Origin of the sequence: uncultured Clostridium sp. (genome assembly GCF_947036855.1) — a bacterium.
GTDB lineage: Bacteria > Bacillota > Clostridia > Clostridiales > Clostridiaceae > Sarcina.
Genome location: NZ_CAMQRY010000002.1, coordinates 1 through 16920, shown reverse-complemented (window position 1 = coordinate 16920; position 16920 = coordinate 1). Strand labels below are relative to the sequence as shown.

Below are 16920 nucleotides of genomic sequence, written 5' to 3'. Positions count from 1 at the left end.
TGTTATTTGCCTCCTTGGTTAGTCATTACCATAAGTGGTTTCACTTTTTTGTTGGTAACAAGCATATCATCCACATTTAACTTCTCTTCAGTTTTAATTGTGAATATCATTGTTGCTTTATTAGCTACATCAATTTTCACTCCAGCTTCATCATGCATATCTTCAAGGTTAAATTTAAAGTAATCTCTACCTGGAGTTAAAACTTCAACTTCTTCCCCTTCAAATACTCTATTCTTTTGTAAAATTGTTGCTATCTTAGTTTCTTCATCATAAGCTTTAACAACACCAACTATATCAAAATCTCTTACATATGAAGTTGTATCAAATATCTCTGTATTGCTCTTTCTACCAAAGTAGAATCCTTTTTCATATTGTCTATGACTTATTCTCATAAGTATTTCCTTATGTTTTGGATTAAGAACATAATTTTCTTTATCATCAAAGTATGCATCTACAGCTTCTCTATAAGCTTTTACAATAGAAGCTACATAGAATTCACTCTTCATTCTACCTTCAATTTTAAATGAATGTATACCACTCTCTACAAGTTCTGGAATATGATCTATCATACATAAATCTTTTGCATTCATTATATATGTTCCATCTTCATCTTCAACTATTGGATATAATTCACCTGGTCTTGTTTCTTCCATGATGTAGTATTTATATCTACAAGCATTTGAACAAGCACCTCTGTTAGCATCTCTACCTAACATATAGTTTGATATAAGACATCTTCCTGAATAAGCTATGCACATTGAACCATGAATAAATGCTTCAAGTTCACAATCTTCTGGTAAGTTTTCTTTGTACCCTTCAATCTCTTTGAAGCTAAGCTCTCTTGCAAGAACTATTCTTTTAATACCTTGTTTATACCAAAATTCTGCTGCTTTCCAGTTTACATTATTAGCTTGAGTACTTAAATGTATCTCAAGTTTGGGTGCAACTTCCTGTGCAATAGCAATAATTCCTGGATCTCCAGCTATTATTGCATCAATCCCAGCCTCATAAAGAGCTGTAATATAAGCAGGTGCACCTTTTAAATTTCCATTTCTAGCAAATACATTCATAACAACATACACTTTTGCATTTCTAGCGTGTGCATATTCTACAGCCTCAGCAATTTGCTCATTTGAGAAATTATCTGCAAATGCTCTTAAATTAAGTTGACTTCCACCTAAATAAACGGCATCAGCACCATAATCAATAGCTGTTTTTAATTTACTTAAATTACCTGCTGGAGCAAGTATTTCTGGTTTTTTCATTATAAATTCCTCCTCTTAGTTATAGCAATCCCATCTCCCATCGGAATGACTGTTGTTATAAAGTTATCTGAATTTGAAACCATCTCAAGATATGATCTCATTCTCCTAACAATTGTAACCTGTCTTCTTTTAACTAAGTCATCAGTAGCAATCATGCCTCTAAATAAAACATTATCTGCTATTAATACACCATCATCAGAAAGCATTCTAAGACAGTGTGGTAAAAAATGATTATAGTGGCCTTTTCCTGCATCCATAAATATAAAATCAAACTTCTCATCTAATTCTTCTAAATGTTCTAAACAGTCGCCTTCTAAAATCTTTATCTTACTCTCTAATCTATACTTTTTTATATTTTCTTTTGCATAAGAGATCATTTTTTCATCTCTCTCAATACTTATTATAGAACAATCACCATTTAAAGTTTTGTTCATAAGCATTGATGAATATCCAATAGCAGTACCAAGTTCTAAAATCTTCTTTGGCTTTTGCATTAAAAGCATAAGCTCTAGAAATTTAGCACCTTCTTTTTGAATTATCGGTACATTATGTTCATCTGCAAATTCTTCTAACTGTTTAAATTCATCTGTTCTGTTTGGAATCAATCTACGAAGATAGTCTTCCATATATCCAAATGTTACTCCACTCACTGACTAAACACCTCTTGCATTTATAGTTTTATCCATTAACTTTTTTATATACCTTTTGGAATTCTGTCCAACTACTAGTAAAGAAATGTTCTTTTCCATTTAATATATAATATAAATAATCTGTTTTAGCTGGCTTTAAAGCAGCTTCTAAACATTCTATCCCTGGATTATTTATTGCTCCTATTGGAAGTCCCTCTACATAATATGTGTTATATGGTGACTCAATTTTTAAATTTTTGAAATAAACCTTATCTTGATGCTTTCCAAGTGCATATAAAACTGTAGCATCTAACTGTAGTTTCATATTTTTAGCTGTTCTATTTTCAATAACAGATGAAACAAGTTCTCTTTCTTTAGGGTTTTGTGCTTCCCCTTCTATCATTGAAGCTATAGTAACATATTTTTGATAATCATTTTCACTTATTTTAACTCCTGTTTCCTTCTGTGCCTCTAACATAACTTTTTGGAACTGATTTAACATCATTGATATTATGTCATTTGCAGTTGCATTTTTAGGAATATCATAAGTATCAGGATATAAGAATCCTTCTAAATTATATCTTCTCTCAGGATTTGCTTTTATATAACTTGGTAGTGGATAGTTTTTAACAGCAGTTAAAAATACATCTGACTTCATTATACCTTCTGACTGTAATCTTTCAGCCATTTTTTCAATTGTAAATCCTTCTGGGAAAGTTACTTTATATGTAGCTACTTTACCTTCATCTAACATATTTATGAAATCTTCAAGACTTATATTGCTTGGAACTTCATAAGTTCCCGGTCTAATATCTGATTGTGAAGAGTTTAATTTTAAATATATTTTTGTAAGAAAAGTATTATTTATGATCCCCTTATTTTCTAGTTCTCCAAGGACAGCATATAAATACTCACCATTATTAACCTTAATATCAAATACTTTACTTGTAGTATTAAATGGCTTATCTTTATTTTGAGTATATTTAAAAGTAAAAACGCCTAAAATTGTTAATATAACTAAAGCAATAAATACAATAATTATAATTACTTTAGATTTTAAACTTTTTCTCATAGAATTTCCCCCTATTATATAATATAAATAGCCAAAAAAAACTTTTGGCTATTTACATATATTATAATATTTTTCTATAAATTAAGAAACTATTTTCTTGATGATCTCTTTCTTTCGTTAGCATCTAATATTCTTTTTCTTATTCTTATAGTTTCAGGTGTTACTTCTACTAATTCATCATTAGCAATAAACTCTAAGCACTGCTCTAATGACATTTCTTTAAATGGAATTAATTTTAAAGCATCATCTGCTCCTGATGATCTTGTGTTAGTAAGTTGTTTCTTTCTACAAATGTTGATTTCTAAATCTTCAGCTCTTGCAGATTCTCCACATACCATACCAGCATATACATCTGTTCCAGCACCGATAAATAATATTCCTCTATCTTGTGCATTATATAATCCGTAAGCTACAGCTGTTCCACTTTCATATACAACTACTGAACCTCTACTTCTTCCTGGCATTTCACCTTTAACTTTTTCGTATCCATCGAATACGTGGTTCATTATTCCATTACCTTTTGTATCTGTCATGAATTCATTTCTAAATCCAATAAGACCTCTAGCTGGTATTCTGAACTCAAGTCTTGAATATCCATTAACTGCAGATGTCATGTTTACCATTTCACCTTTTCTTGGTCCTAGTTTTTCCATTATAGGTCCCATGAATTCTTCAGGTACATCTATTGTTAAGTACTCCATTGGCTCAACTTTAACTCCATCAATTTCTTTGAAGATAACGTTAGGCTTAGATACTTGAAGTTCGAATCCTTCTCTTCTCATTGTTTCTATAAGTATTGATAAGTGAAGTTCTCCTCTTCCACTTACTTCGAAACACTCAGGTGTTAATTCATTAACTCTTAAACTTACGTTTGTTTCAAGTTCTTTCATTAATCTATCTCTTAAGTGTCTTGATGTTATGAACTTACCTTCTTTACCAGCAAATGGTGAGTTATTAACCATGAAGTTCATGTTAAGTGTAGGCTCGTCTATTTTGATAAATGGTAATGCTTCTGGTGTAGCAGCATCTGCAATAGTTTCTCCTATATTGATATCTGATGTACCACTTATAGCAACTACGTCTCCAATTGTAGCTTCTTCTACTTCAACTCTGTTAAGACCATCGTAAGTAAATAAGCTTGATATTTTAAATTTAGCTGTTTCTCCATTTTCTTTAACTGCAACAACTTGTTGGTTTCTCTTAGCTATTCCTCTTTCGATTCTTCCTATAGCAATTTTACCAACGTACTCACTTGAATCAAGACTTGTAACAAGCATTTGAAGTGGTGCTTCTTTATCTCCAACTGGTGCTGGAACGTGCTTAAGTACTAATTCAAATAAATCTTTCATATCTTCTTTAGGTGATTCTAAATCAGCTGTACATACACCATTTCTAGCTGATGCATATAAAATTGGGAAGTCTAATTGCTCATCTGTAGCACCAAGTTCTAAGAATAACTCGAATACTTCATCAATTACTACTTCTGGTCTAGCATCTGATTTATCAATTTTATTGATAACTACTGCTGGGCATAATCCAAGCTCTAAAGCTTTTCTTAAAACGAATTTAGTTTGAGGCATTGGTCCCTCATATGAATCTACAACTAAAAGAACAGAATCTACCATTTTAAGTACACGTTCAACTTCTCCACCGAAATCTGCGTGACCTGGTGTATCTATTATGTTAATTTTAATACCTTTATATTGAACTGATGTATTTTTTGAAAGAATTGTTATTCCTCTCTCTTTTTCAAGATCGTTAGAATCCATTACTCTTTCTTCTATTTTTTCATTTGTTCTAAATGTATTACTTTGTTGTAATAATGCGTCAACTAAAGTAGTTTTACCGTGGTCAACGTGGGCTATTATAGCTATATTTCTTATATCTTCTCTTACAAAATTACTCATTATTTTTTTCCTCCAAACATTTTCTGCGTTTTATCGCATAAAAAATTGGATACATATTTCAGTACCCAACTTTTCTTTCTCACTTTAGAATTTTAATGCTTTCATTTTAAATTGTCAACACTAATATTTATTTTCTAAATTAAGCAATCCTTATATTTCCATAATTATTGGTAATATCATTGGTCTTCTTCTAGTTTTTTCATATAAATATGATTTTAATACATCTCTGATTGTTGACTTAATAGTCGCCCAATCTTTTATATTATTTTCTTCACATTTAGCTAAAGCATCTCTTACAACATTTTTAGCTTTACCCATAAGATCTTCTGACTCTCTAACATATACAAATCCTCTTGAAATAATATCTGGACCTGATGCTATATATCCACCAGCTTTATCCATTGTAACTACAACTACAACTATTCCATCTTGTGATAAATGTCTTCTATCTCTTAATACTATATTTCCAACATCTCCAACTCCAAGACCATCAACAAATACTTGACCTGTTGGAACAGTTCCAGCTTTCTTGATAGAATCTCTAGTTAATTCTACTATATCACCATTTTCAATGATTAAAGTATTTTCTGGAGCAAGACCAAGTTCATGTGAAAGTTTCTCATGTCTCTTTAAATGTCTATATTCACCATGTATTGGAACAAAGAACTTAGGTCTAACTAAAGAATGCATAAGTTTAAGTTCTTCTTGGCAAGCATGACCTGAAACGTGTATTCCTTCTGACGCTTGATATATAACATCAGCACCTTTTTTAGATAGTTGATTTATAACTTTTGATACAAGCTTCTCATTACCTGGTATAGGTGTTGCTGAAAGAATTACTGTATCACCTTGAATTATATTTAACTTTCTATGCTCTGATGCTGCCATTCTTGCAAGTGCTGACATTGGCTCTCCTTGACTTCCTGTTGTAATAATAGTAAGTTGGTCTGCTGGTACTTTGTTTATACCATCTATATTTACAAGTGTTCCTTTTTGAATATTAAGATATCCAAGTTCTATAGCCACTTGCATTATATTTTCCATACTTCTACCTGAAACTGCAACTCTTCTTCCTAATTCTTCAGATGCTTGTATAATTTGCTGCACTCTGTGAATATTAGATGCAAAAGTAGCTATAATAATTCTACCTTTTACCTTGCTAAATATTCTATTAAGATTTTCACCTACTGTTCTTTCAGATGGTGTATATCCTGGTTTTGTAACATTTGTTGAATCACATAAAAGTGCTAAAACACCTTTTTTCCCAAGTTCTGCAAATCTACAAAAATCCATTCTTTCTCCATCAATAGGAGTATACTCTACCTTAAAATCTCCAGTGTGTAATATAACTCCCATAGGTGTATGAACAGCTATAGCAACTGAATCAGCAATACTATGATTTGTTTTTATAAACTCAACTGATGTTGAATTTAATTTTATTATGTCCTTTGCCTTAACTGTAATTAATTCAGTTGTAGCTAATAAACCATGTTCTCTTAATTTAGTTGTTAATATACCAAGTGTTAATTTAGTCCCGTATATTGGTACATTAAGCTGTTTTAACACATATGGTATAGCACCTATATGATCCTCATGTCCATGTGTTATAAATATCCCTCTAACCTTGTCGGCGTTTTTAATAAGATAAGAAACATCAGGAATTACTATATCAATTCCATACATATCATCATCTGGAAATTTAAGTCCACAATCAATTACAATTATATCATCCTTAAACTCTATAGCTGTTATGTTTTTTCCAATCTCATTTATCCCTCCTAAAGGTATTATTCTTGCCTTTAGTTTTTCTCTTTTCATAATTTCCTCCTTGTAAAATCTTCATAACATACATTATGAAATAATCTTCTTTTGATAAAGTTATATTTTTATAACTTTTCTATATAATGACATCCCTGTTATAGGCAACATCTTTACTTTCTACATTTCCCACATATTCCAAAGAACTTAACTGAATGGTCTTCTATTTTAAATGAATATTTTTGCTCTACCTCATTTTCCAATTCTTCAAGCAAATCATCTTCAACTTCTGAAACACTTCCACAAGTATTACAAACTAAATGATGATGTCTATGATTTTCATTTTCATTGGCTAACTCATATCTACTACATCCATCATTTAAATCAAGTTTATAAATAACACCCATTTCTTCTAACAGTAAAATAGTTCTATACACTGTTGCAAGACCTATTTCTGGACAATTTACTTTCACTTGATCATAAATTTCCTCTGCTGTTAAATGTTTTTTTTCACTATCTATTATAATATCTACTATAGCTCTTCTTTGTGGAGTAAGTTTATATCCTTTACTCTTAAACTGTTCTTTAAGAGTTTTATAATCTTTAGCAGTTAATTGCGCCATATTACTTCAACCCCTCACTCATTTTATTTTTTCTTATTCTTCGTTCATGATAGCTGAATACGCTTCTTCAATCATAGCAAGTTCAACTTCATTGTCAACTGGCTCTAATCCCTCACTACCATCTTCATCTTTAACTATTCTCATAGCTATAACATCACCATTCTCATCTTCTTCTGGTGTTAATAGAACAAATTCTGTTCCTTCTATTTCTAAGTATGTTTCAACTAAAAAAGTAACCTCCACACCATTTTCATCACTTAGTACTATTCTATTTATATCTTCTTGCATTATTCTTGCTCCTTCTTTTTAAGTTTTGCTAATCTATCTAAATATCCTTGTAAGATATATATCGCCGCTATTTTATCGACTATTTTCTTTCTTTTAGCTCTTGATAAATCGCCTTCTATCATTGCCTTATGAGCTGCTACTGTTGTAAGTCTTTCATCCCAATATTCTATCTTTGGATCAAAACTTTTTGTAAGTTGTTCACAAAACTCATATATCATTTCACCTGATGGTCCTATTGTACCATTCATATTCTTAGGTAACCCTGATACTATAAATTCAACATTATACTCGTCATATATTTTCTTTACTTCTGCAACATCTGCTGTATAATTTTTTCTTTTTATAGTTGTGATTCCCTGAGCAGTCCATCCCATTGGGTCACTAACAGCAACTCCGATAGTTCTACTTCCTATGTCTAATCCTAAGATTCTCATATATTACTCCTTATAGTTAAAGAGCGCCCATAAAGGGCACTCTTTTATTTTATCTCAAGATAAGTCTTCATGACCTCTTCAAGAATTTCATCTCTCTCTAGTTTTCTAACTAAAGCTCTTGCCCCATTATAATTAGTAATGTAAGTAGGGTCTCCTGAAATTAAATATCCAACTAATTGATTAACTGGATTATAACCTTTTTCTTTTAGAGAAGTATATACATCTGTTAAAATAATTTTTGTTAAATCCTCTTTATCATTGTTAAAATCAAATTGCATTGTGTGTTCTAAATTATTACCCATAGTTTCGCTACTCTTGTAGCTTCACCCCCTTACAATATTTACACTAAATTATAGTTTTAGTATTGACTTTATTTCATTTTCTATTCATTTTACTGAACGTTACGTTTCGTTAATTTCATTATAAACTATATTCTAATAAATGTATACTATTTTACTAGGTTTTCTAAAACATCCTTAGCTTTTTCTAATGCTTCTTCAATTTTAGCAGGGTTTTTTCCACCAGCTTGAGCCATATCTGGTCTTCCACCACCGCCTCCGCCAACTACTGAAGCAATCTCTTTTATAATCTTTCCACAGTGAACTCCATTTGTAAGAGAATTCTTAGTTGCCATAGCAATTAAATTAACTTTTCCTGCTGCTTCACTTGCTAAAACAACAACTCCAACATCCATTTTGTTTCTTACTTTATCAGCAAGATCTCGAAGTGAAGCACCATCTATATCTTTAAGTGCTGCTCTAACTAAAGTAACACCGTTAATATCAACTGAATTATTTAATATATCTTCTTCTGCTCCATCTACAAGTTTAGATTTTAGCTCTGTAATCTCTTTATCTTTCCCTTTAAGTTCATGGATTTGAGAATCTATTTTTGAAAGAATATCTTTTTCAGCACACTTTAATGCTTTTGATGCTTTTCTAAGAACTTCTGATTTAGCTTCTATATATTTTAAAGCCTCAAGTCCTGTAACTGCCTCTATTCTTCTAATTCCTGCTGCAATTCCACTTTCTGAAATTATTTTGAATAATCCAATTTCTCCTGCATTAGAAACATGAATTCCTCCACATAACTCTTTTGAGAATTCTCCAACTGCAACAACTCTAACTTTATCACCATATTTATCATCAAATAAACAAGTTGCTCCACTTTCTTTAGCTTCTGCTATAGTCATTTCTTTAGTTATAACTGCATCAACATTCATTATTTGTCTATTAACTAACATTTCTACATCTTTAATTTCTTCATCTGTTAAAGCTGCAAAGTTTGTAAAGTCAAATCTTAATCTCTCATCATTACAATATGAACCTGATTGATGTACTTGCTCTCCTATAATCTCTATTAGGGCAGCTTGAAGCATATGTGTTGCTGTATGGTTCTTTCTTATATCATTTCTTCTAGCTTCATCAACTTTTAATGTAGCTATTTCTTTTAATGATATTGTCCCCTCAGTAATTTTTACATAATGAACAAACTTTCCACCAACATTTTTTCTACAATCTAGAATTATTCCTCTTCCAGTAGAAGTTTCAATTGTTCCTGTATCTCCAACCTGACCACCCATTTCTGCGTAGAATGGAGTAACTGGTACAACTACAAATCCTTCTTGACCTTCTGTTAATTCTTCTTTTAACTCTTCATTATCACCAATAACTACTATTTCTGACTTTATCTCAAGTTTATCATAACCATCAAATGCAGTTTCTATTTTTGCATCAAGTTTATTTACAGGACCATCAGCTCCCATGTAGCTTGTTTCCCCTCTTGCATTTCTAGCTCTTTCTCTTTGCTCTTGCATTTCCACATTGAATCCATCTTTGTCTACTGTAAATCCTTTTTCTTCTAAAATTTCCTCAGTAAGTTCAAGTGGGAATCCATAAGTATCATATAATTTAAATGATTTCTTACCTGAAAGAATTGTACTTCCTTCTTTTTCTGTTTCTTCAATGTATGATTTTAAAATCTCCATACCACCATCTATTGTTTGGTTGAATCTTTCTTCTTCTATCTTTATGATTTTTTTAATATTTTCTTTATTTTCTTTAAGTTCTGGATATGCATCTCCATAATTATCAACTATAACATCAACAATTTTATATAAGAATAATCCATCAGCTCCAAGCATTTTACCATGTCTAGCAGCTCTTCTAAGAAGTCTTCTTACAACATAACCTCTACCTTCATTACTTGGTCTTACTCCATCTGATATAAGCATTGTAGTGCTTTTTGCATGGTCTGTTATTATTCTAAGTGATGTATCAACACTAGCATCTTTTCCATACTCTGTATTTGTAAGCTCACAAGCTTTAGCAAGTATAGCTTTAACAACATCTATTTCAAATATGTTATCCACACCTTGCATTATTGTAGCTATTCTCTCAAGTCCCATACCAGTATCTATATTCTTTTGAGCAAGCTCATTGTATTTTCCATCTTCATCTTTTTCAAACTGTGTGAAAACAAGGTTCCAGAATTCAACTATTCTATCATTATCAGCAGCAGCTAAGAACTCTTCAGCAGTTTCTGCTTTCTGTCCTGCTTCTCTTTCAAAATGAATTTCTGTACATGGACCACATGGACCAACACCTATTTCCCAGAAGTTTTCTTCTTTATCAAGTTTAAATATTCTACTTGAATCTATATCTGTACTTTTTGTCCAAATATCATAAGCTTCATCATCTTCCTGATATACAGTTACATAAAGTCTATCTTTTGGTATATTAAGTTCTTTTGTTATAAACTCCCAAGCCCATGGTATTATTTCACCTTTAAAGTAATCTCCAAATGAGAAGTTACCAAGCATTTCAAAGCAAGTAGCATGTCTTGAAGTTTTACCTATGTTCTCTATATCCCCTGTTCTAACACACTTTTGACAAGTTGTTATTCTGTTTTTTGGTGGCTGTTCAACCCCTGTAAAGTAAGGTTTAAGTGGTGCCATACCAGCACTTATAAATAGTAAACTGTTATCATTTTTTGGTATTAATGAGAATGACTCTAATTTTAAATGCCCTTTGTTCTCAAAGAAGCTAAGATACTTAGCTCTTAAATCATTTGTTCCTGTAAATTTCATTATTATTTCCCTCCATATTGGTAATTATTTTATTTTAAAATATAAAAAGCCCCCATCCCAGTAAGGGACGGAAGCTGTATTTCCCGCGGTACCACCCTAATTATGTATTTTATAAAAATACATCACTTAAGTAAATTAGCTCCAAGGTAGCTTCAATAAAATCATCTAAAAAGTTTTCACCAACCACTTTTTCTCTAAATAGATTCAATTTATTTACTCGTCCTCTTCTTCGCTAAGAATATTATTCTATAAAATTATTATAAAAAAGATTTCTTTTTATGTCAATATCAACTCTCATTAAAATAAGTAATAATCTATATCCTCATATATTATTTTCATAATAACTCCAAGTGGAATAACTAATACCATTCCAAGAAGTCCTGCAACTTTTTCTCCAATTAAAAGTAAAATTATCACCATAAGCGGATGTATTTTTATACTATTTGCAGTTACCTGTGGTGCTAATATATTTCCTTCTACTTGTTGAATAATTAAAAATAATATTATTACATATAAAACCTTTATAGGGTCATCCATCATTGCAATCAAAATTGCTGGAACTGCTCCAAGAAAAGCCCCAAAATAGGGAACTATATTAAGCATTCCATTCAATATAGATATCAAAAGTATAAACTTAATATCTACAAATAATAGTCCTATAAAGGTTAAAATTCCAACAAACAAACACAAACTAAACTGCCCTATTATATATTTCCCAAGCACCCTATCTATATCCTTTGAAATTTTTCTTACAAGAGGTCTTTTATTTGCTGAAAAAAGTAGTAATACTTTATTACCAATAAGCTCTGAATCTGCTAATAAGTAATATGCCACAATTGGTACTATTGCAAGAGCTATTATATTTTCACTAAAATCAATTATCCACATAAATATTCTATCTGTCGTTCCCTTTATTAAAATATTTACTTTTTCGCCAAATTGACTATTAACTATTGCATAAAACTCTTCTTTAGGTATATTTATTTTTGATATTATCCGCTCTATTATTTTTTCAAGATTACCTATAATTGATGTAAGATTAATACTTTCTTTTAACACACTAGGTACAAGTAGTATAAATATTCCTATTAAAATAGTAATCACTCCAAGTATCAATATTATTGCAAGAATTCTACTATTTATTTTAAATTTTTTGAGTATTTTTTTATGTATTGGTTTTAAGCTATATGCTAAAATAAATGAACTTAATAATACAAATATAATATCTCTTGTTACTTTAAACTTAAAAAGCGAATATACCAAAATTAATGATATTATTGTTATAAAAATTATTTTTCCTTTCTTTATATATTTTTTTATATAGCTCACCTCCAAATATTATGAGGCATTGATTTAAAATCAATTTTATTATTACTACGATACAATATGTTCTCATCGCCTAAAATTGTTTCCTTTAGCAAAAGTAAACTTTTTCCATTTATAAATTTATCAAAAAAACCTTTTGAAGTTATCAAAGCTTTAATTTCAAATTTTTCATCAATCAAAAGTTCTTCTACCACTCCTATCATTCTATTGCTAGACTCTTCGATTATATCTAGCCCTTTTATAGCATTAAAATCTAAAGTTTTATGTACCCTTATATTTTTCGCTATAACACTATCTCCTATTGTTATTACATCTTCTATTGCTACAAAATCTTTTTTACTAAAAATACTCTTATTTATTTTAAATCCTATAACCTTTCCCTTATAATAATCTATTGCTATATCTTCTATCTCTCCATATTTTCTCCCTTTATCATTAAAAACTTCTAAAAACTTTAAATCTTTAACTCTATACACACTAGCTCACACCCTCTTATGAAGTAGTATTTACATTTTTGGTTTTTTAATGCAAAAAAAGTAGCCCAAATTGGGCTACTTTAAATTATTTACTAACAAATACTTTCTATTACTCCACCACCAACTACATAGTTTTCTTCATAGAAAACCACTGATTGACCCATTGTAATAGCTCTTTGTTTTTCTTTAAATGTAACTTTAACTCTTCCATTTTCAAGAGGCGTTAGTATTGCTTCTTCTGGTCTTGCTAAATATCTTATCTTAGCTTTCACAGTCATAGGAGTATCTAAATTCTCTATAGACATAAAGTTTACATCTTTACAAATTAATTCTGTTTTAAATATATCTTCTTCAGGTCCTATTACTACTTCATTTCTAATAGGATCTATTGAAGTTACATATGCTGGTCTACCAAGTGATAATCCAAGTCCTTTTCTTTGACCAATTGTATAGTAAACTATACCCTTATGTCTTCCAAGAATATTCCCTTCTTTATCAACAAAGTTACCATCTTTCACTTTACTAGGAACTGCTGTTTTAATATATAATCCATGGTCATTATCTGGTATAAAACAAATTTCCTCACTATCTTTCTTGTTGTGAACATCAAGACCTATTTTTTTTGCTATTTCTCTTATAGTATCTTTTTTATATTCACCACAAGGCATTAATGTATGTTCTAACTGATATTGTGTCATATTATATAAAGCGTATGTTTGGTCTTTTTTGTCATCTTCTGATTTAACTAAAACATGTCTTCCATTAATTTTATCAATTTTCCCATAATGTCCTGTTGCAACATAATCTGCACCAAGCCCCTCTGCTTTCATTAGTAATTCATCAAATTTAAGATGTTTATTACACATAATACAAGGATTTGGAGTTCTTCCATTTACGTACTCATCAACAAAATAATCTATAACATTTTTCTTAAAGCTTTCCCTAAAGTTTAAAACATAGAACGGTATATCAAGTTTATTTGCAACTCTTCTAGCATCTTCAACAGCAGAAAGAGAACAACACCCACCATCTTTTTCTGTATGCTCTGTATCCTCTTGCCATATTTGCATAGTTACACCTATAACATCATATCCCTGCTCTTTTAAAAGATATGCAGCAACCGAACTATCAACACCACCACTCATACCTAAAACTACTTTTTTCTTCAAGTTAATCACCACTTTTAATTATTTTCCATGAACCTCTTCATGTATATGCTCTGAATGTGCTTTTGTAGCCCAAGCTTCAAGACCTTTGCTCTCTCTATAAGCATTAATCGCTTTGTGTATAGCTTCTTCTGCAAGTACAGAACAGTGCATTTTAACTGGTGGAAGTCCATCAAGAGCTTCTGCAACAGCTTTATTTGTTAAAGTCCAAGCATCTTCTAAGCTTTTTCCTTTTATAAGTTCTGTAGCCATACTTGATGAAGCAATAGCTGATCCACATCCATATGTTTCAAAACTAACATCTTTTATTATATTATCTTCAACATTAAGATAAATTCTCATTATATCTCCACATTTAGCATTTCCAACTTCACCTATACCATTAGCATTTTCAATTTCCCCAACATTTCTTGGATTTCTAAAGTGATCCATTACCTTTTCACTATACATCATATTATTTACCCGCTTCCTCTCTTAAATGATTTTTCCATAATGGAGACATTTTTCTAAGTCTCTCAATTATTTTTGGAACACTTTCTAACACATAATCAACTTCTTCTTCTGTTGTTCCATCACCAAGAGTTAATCTTAATGATCCATGAGCAATTTCATGTGGTCTACCAATTGCAAGTAATACATGTGATGGTTCTAATGAACCTGATGTACAAGCACTTCCGCTTGATGCACATATTCCATCAAAATCAAGTGATAAAAGTATTCCTTCACCCTCTATAAATTCAAAACAAATATTACAGTTACCAGGTAGTCTATTTTCATCTCTTGGTCCATTAAGTAATGTATACGGAACTTCTAATAGTCCACTCATAAGTTTATCTCTTAAGAATTTAATTTTTTCTATATGACTCTCCAAATTCTTTGTTGCAATTTCTATAGCTTTACCAAGTCCAACTATCCCTGGAATATTTTCTGTTCCAGCTCTTCTAGCTCTTTCTTGTGATCCACCATGAACAAGGTTATCTATTCTAACACCTTTTCTGATGTATAATGCTCCAATTCCCTTAGGTCCATAAATTTTATGACCTGCAATTGATAATAAATCAATATTCATTTCCTTTACATCTATAGCAACATTTCCAACTGCTTGAACTGCATCAGTATGGAATATAACTTTTCTTTCTCTACAAATAGCACCAATTTCTTTTACTTTTTGTATTGTACCAATCTCATTATTAGCAAACATTACAGATACAAGAGTAGTATTCTCTTTTATTGAATCTTTTAACTCATCAACATTTATGAAACCTTCTTTATCTACATCTAAATAAGTAACTTCAAAACCTTGCTTTTCTAAATACTCACAAGTATGTAAAACTGCATGATGTTCTATTTTAGTTGTTATTATATGATTTCCTTTTTTTCTGTTAGCTGTTGCTACACCCTTGATTGCCCAGTTATCACTTTCTGAACCACCATTTGTGAAATAAATCTCACTTCTTTGTGCATTTAATGCCTTTGCAACTTGCTCTCTTGCATTATCTACTGCTGAATACGTATCTCTTGAGATTGAATAAAATGAAGAAGGATTACCAAATTTCTCTGTGAAATAAGGTATCATTGCTTCTAAAACCTCAGGCTTTACATATGTAGTAGCAGCATAATCCATGTATACTGTTTTACTCATATTACTCGCTCCTAAACTTTATCTTATTTAAATTTTATATTACTTTTTTTGTTTTGCATTTCGTAGTAATCATTAACAACATCTTGAAGTGTTACTGAACAAAGAACACTATCTATACTTGTTTTTATTTTCTGCCATAAGTGTCTTGTAGCACATTCATCTACATTGTAACACTCAACACCTTCTAAACAATCTGATATTTCAATTGGCCCTTCTAACACGTCCATTATTTGTGCAATAGTTATGTCCTCTGGGTTTTTATTTAAAACATATCCCCCTTGAGCTCCTCTTATACTTCTTATAAGTTTCGCTTTTCTTAGAGAACTAAAAAGCTGTTCTAGATAATAATCTGATATATTCTGTCTTTTTGATATTACCTTTATTGATACTGGCTTATCATCATAATGTATGGCTAAATCAACCATAGCTTTGACACCATATCTACCTTTTGTTGACAACTTCATTTCTATTCCCCCTAATACCGAGTATTTTACTATACTTTATAGGCTATATCATACCAAACCCACCTATAAGTGTCAATATCAAACCTAGCTTTCTACTACTTTATTCCTTTTATTTTACCCCAATATGCCTCTAAACTTTTTTCATATTTATTTTCCTGAGATTTATAATATTTTGTCCCTTTTAATGAACTCGGCATATATTCCTGCTTTATATAATTATTTTTATGATTATGTGGATAATCATACCCTGTAGCACCAAGATTTCTAGCTCCACTATAATGTGTATCTTTTAAATGATTTGGCATATCATCTATTTTAACAGTTTCTAAATCATGTAATGCACTACTTATAGCCACATATGCACTATTTGATTTTGGAAGTGTTGCAAGATATATAACCATCTCTGATAAAATTATATTAGCCTCCGGAAAACCAACCCTTTGACAAAGTTCTACTCCACTATTTATAACTGTCAGTGCATTTGGATGTGCCATCCCTATATCTTCTGCTGCAATTATAGATATCCGCCTAATTATTGCCTCTAAATTACCACCTTTTATAAGTCTTGCAAGATAATGAATAGCTGCATCAGCATCACTACCTCTTATGCTTTTATGAAGTGCAGACAATAAGTTATAATATTCATCACCTGATGCATCAGATTTCATATTTGATTGGCTCAATTTTTCTATCTTATCCTTTGTGATTATTATAGTATCTGATAATGAACTCTTCACATAAAGTTCTAAAATTGTATAAGCCTTTCTAACATCACCAGCTGA

Annotated in this window: 16 protein-coding genes, 1 pseudogene and 1 other annotated feature; all 17 genes and pseudogenes read right to left on the bottom strand. The window is 30.8% G+C overall.

Annotation, left to right across the window (positions count from 1 at the left end; all coding sequences use genetic code 11):
- Positions 1-2: 2 nt before the first annotated feature.
- A complete protein-coding gene (locus tag Q0V15_RS00645) occupies positions 3-1265 on the bottom strand; it encodes a U32 family peptidase (protein ID WP_297435060.1) in 1263 nt (420 codons plus the stop codon).
- Entirely contained in the window at positions 1265-1915 is a 651-nt protein-coding gene (locus Q0V15_RS00640) for an O-methyltransferase (RefSeq protein ID WP_297435059.1), read from the bottom strand. The genes Q0V15_RS00645 and Q0V15_RS00640 overlap by 1 nt, the downstream gene beginning before the upstream one ends.
- Positions 1916-1943: 28 nt before the next feature.
- Positions 1944-2966: an endolytic transglycosylase MltG gene (mltG, locus tag Q0V15_RS00635; protein ID WP_297435058.1), complete on the bottom strand. Its 1023-nt coding sequence runs from the start codon at positions 2964-2966 to the stop codon at positions 1944-1946.
- An 89-nt stretch (positions 2967-3055) separates the two neighbouring features.
- A complete protein-coding gene (typA, locus tag Q0V15_RS00630) occupies positions 3056-4873 on the bottom strand; it encodes a translational GTPase TypA (protein WP_297435057.1) in 1818 nt (605 codons plus the stop codon).
- 150 nt (positions 4874-5023) lie between these two features.
- Positions 5024-6691 (bottom strand): ribonuclease J, encoded by a 1668-nt coding sequence (locus tag Q0V15_RS00625; RefSeq protein WP_297435056.1) that lies wholly within the window; start codon positions 6689-6691, stop codon positions 5024-5026.
- A 113-nt stretch (positions 6692-6804) separates the two neighbouring features.
- Positions 6805-7254, bottom strand: a complete 450-nt coding sequence (locus Q0V15_RS00620) for a Fur family transcriptional regulator (protein WP_297435055.1) — start codon at positions 7252-7254, stop codon at positions 6805-6807.
- A gap of 33 nt (positions 7255-7287) precedes the next feature.
- Positions 7288-7542, bottom strand: coding sequence for a DUF1292 domain-containing protein (locus Q0V15_RS00615; RefSeq protein WP_297435054.1), 255 nt, complete (start codon positions 7540-7542; stop codon positions 7288-7290).
- Positions 7542-7976, bottom strand: coding sequence for a Holliday junction resolvase RuvX (gene ruvX / locus Q0V15_RS00610; RefSeq protein WP_297435053.1), 435 nt, complete (start codon positions 7974-7976; stop codon positions 7542-7544). The genes Q0V15_RS00615 and ruvX overlap by 1 nt, the downstream gene beginning before the upstream one ends.
- 44 nt (positions 7977-8020) lie before the next feature.
- Complete coding sequence (locus tag Q0V15_RS00605) at positions 8021-8278, bottom strand: IreB family regulatory phosphoprotein (RefSeq protein WP_297435052.1); 258 nt, start codon at positions 8276-8278, stop codon at positions 8021-8023.
- A 146-nt stretch (positions 8279-8424) separates the two neighbouring features.
- Positions 8425-11064: an alanine--tRNA ligase gene (gene alaS / locus Q0V15_RS00600; protein WP_297435051.1), complete on the bottom strand. Its 2640-nt coding sequence runs from the start codon at positions 11062-11064 to the stop codon at positions 8425-8427.
- Between the two features lie 60 nt (positions 11065-11124).
- Positions 11125-11303, bottom strand: a binding site (T-box leader).
- Positions 11304-11361: 58 nt separating this feature from the next.
- Positions 11362-12393, bottom strand: a complete 1032-nt coding sequence (locus Q0V15_RS00595) for an AI-2E family transporter (RefSeq protein WP_297435050.1) — start codon at positions 12391-12393, stop codon at positions 11362-11364.
- A complete protein-coding gene (locus Q0V15_RS00590; protein WP_297435049.1) occupies positions 12390-12866 on the bottom strand; it encodes a PRC-barrel domain-containing protein in 477 nt (158 codons plus the stop codon). The genes Q0V15_RS00595 and Q0V15_RS00590 overlap by 4 nt, the downstream gene beginning before the upstream one ends.
- A 92-nt stretch (positions 12867-12958) precedes the next feature.
- Positions 12959-14044, bottom strand: coding sequence for a tRNA 2-thiouridine(34) synthase MnmA (mnmA, locus tag Q0V15_RS00585; RefSeq protein WP_297435124.1), 1086 nt, complete (start codon positions 14042-14044; stop codon positions 12959-12961).
- Between the two features lie 9 nt (positions 14045-14053).
- Entirely contained in the window at positions 14054-14482 is a 429-nt protein-coding gene (gene nifU / locus Q0V15_RS00580; RefSeq protein WP_297435123.1) for a Fe-S cluster assembly scaffold protein NifU, read from the bottom strand.
- 4 nt (positions 14483-14486) lie between these two features.
- The gene (gene nifS, locus Q0V15_RS00575) at positions 14487-15674 is read right to left on the bottom strand and encodes a cysteine desulfurase NifS (protein ID WP_297435048.1); all 1188 of its coding nucleotides are present in this window, start codon (positions 15672-15674) and stop codon (positions 14487-14489) included.
- A gap of 23 nt (positions 15675-15697) precedes the next feature.
- Positions 15698-16138: an Rrf2 family transcriptional regulator gene (locus tag Q0V15_RS00570; RefSeq protein ID WP_297435047.1), complete on the bottom strand. Its 441-nt coding sequence runs from the start codon at positions 16136-16138 to the stop codon at positions 15698-15700.
- A gap of 95 nt (positions 16139-16233) precedes the next feature.
- Positions 16234-16920, bottom strand: a pseudogene (locus tag Q0V15_RS00565) (AAA family ATPase); the annotation flags it as partial.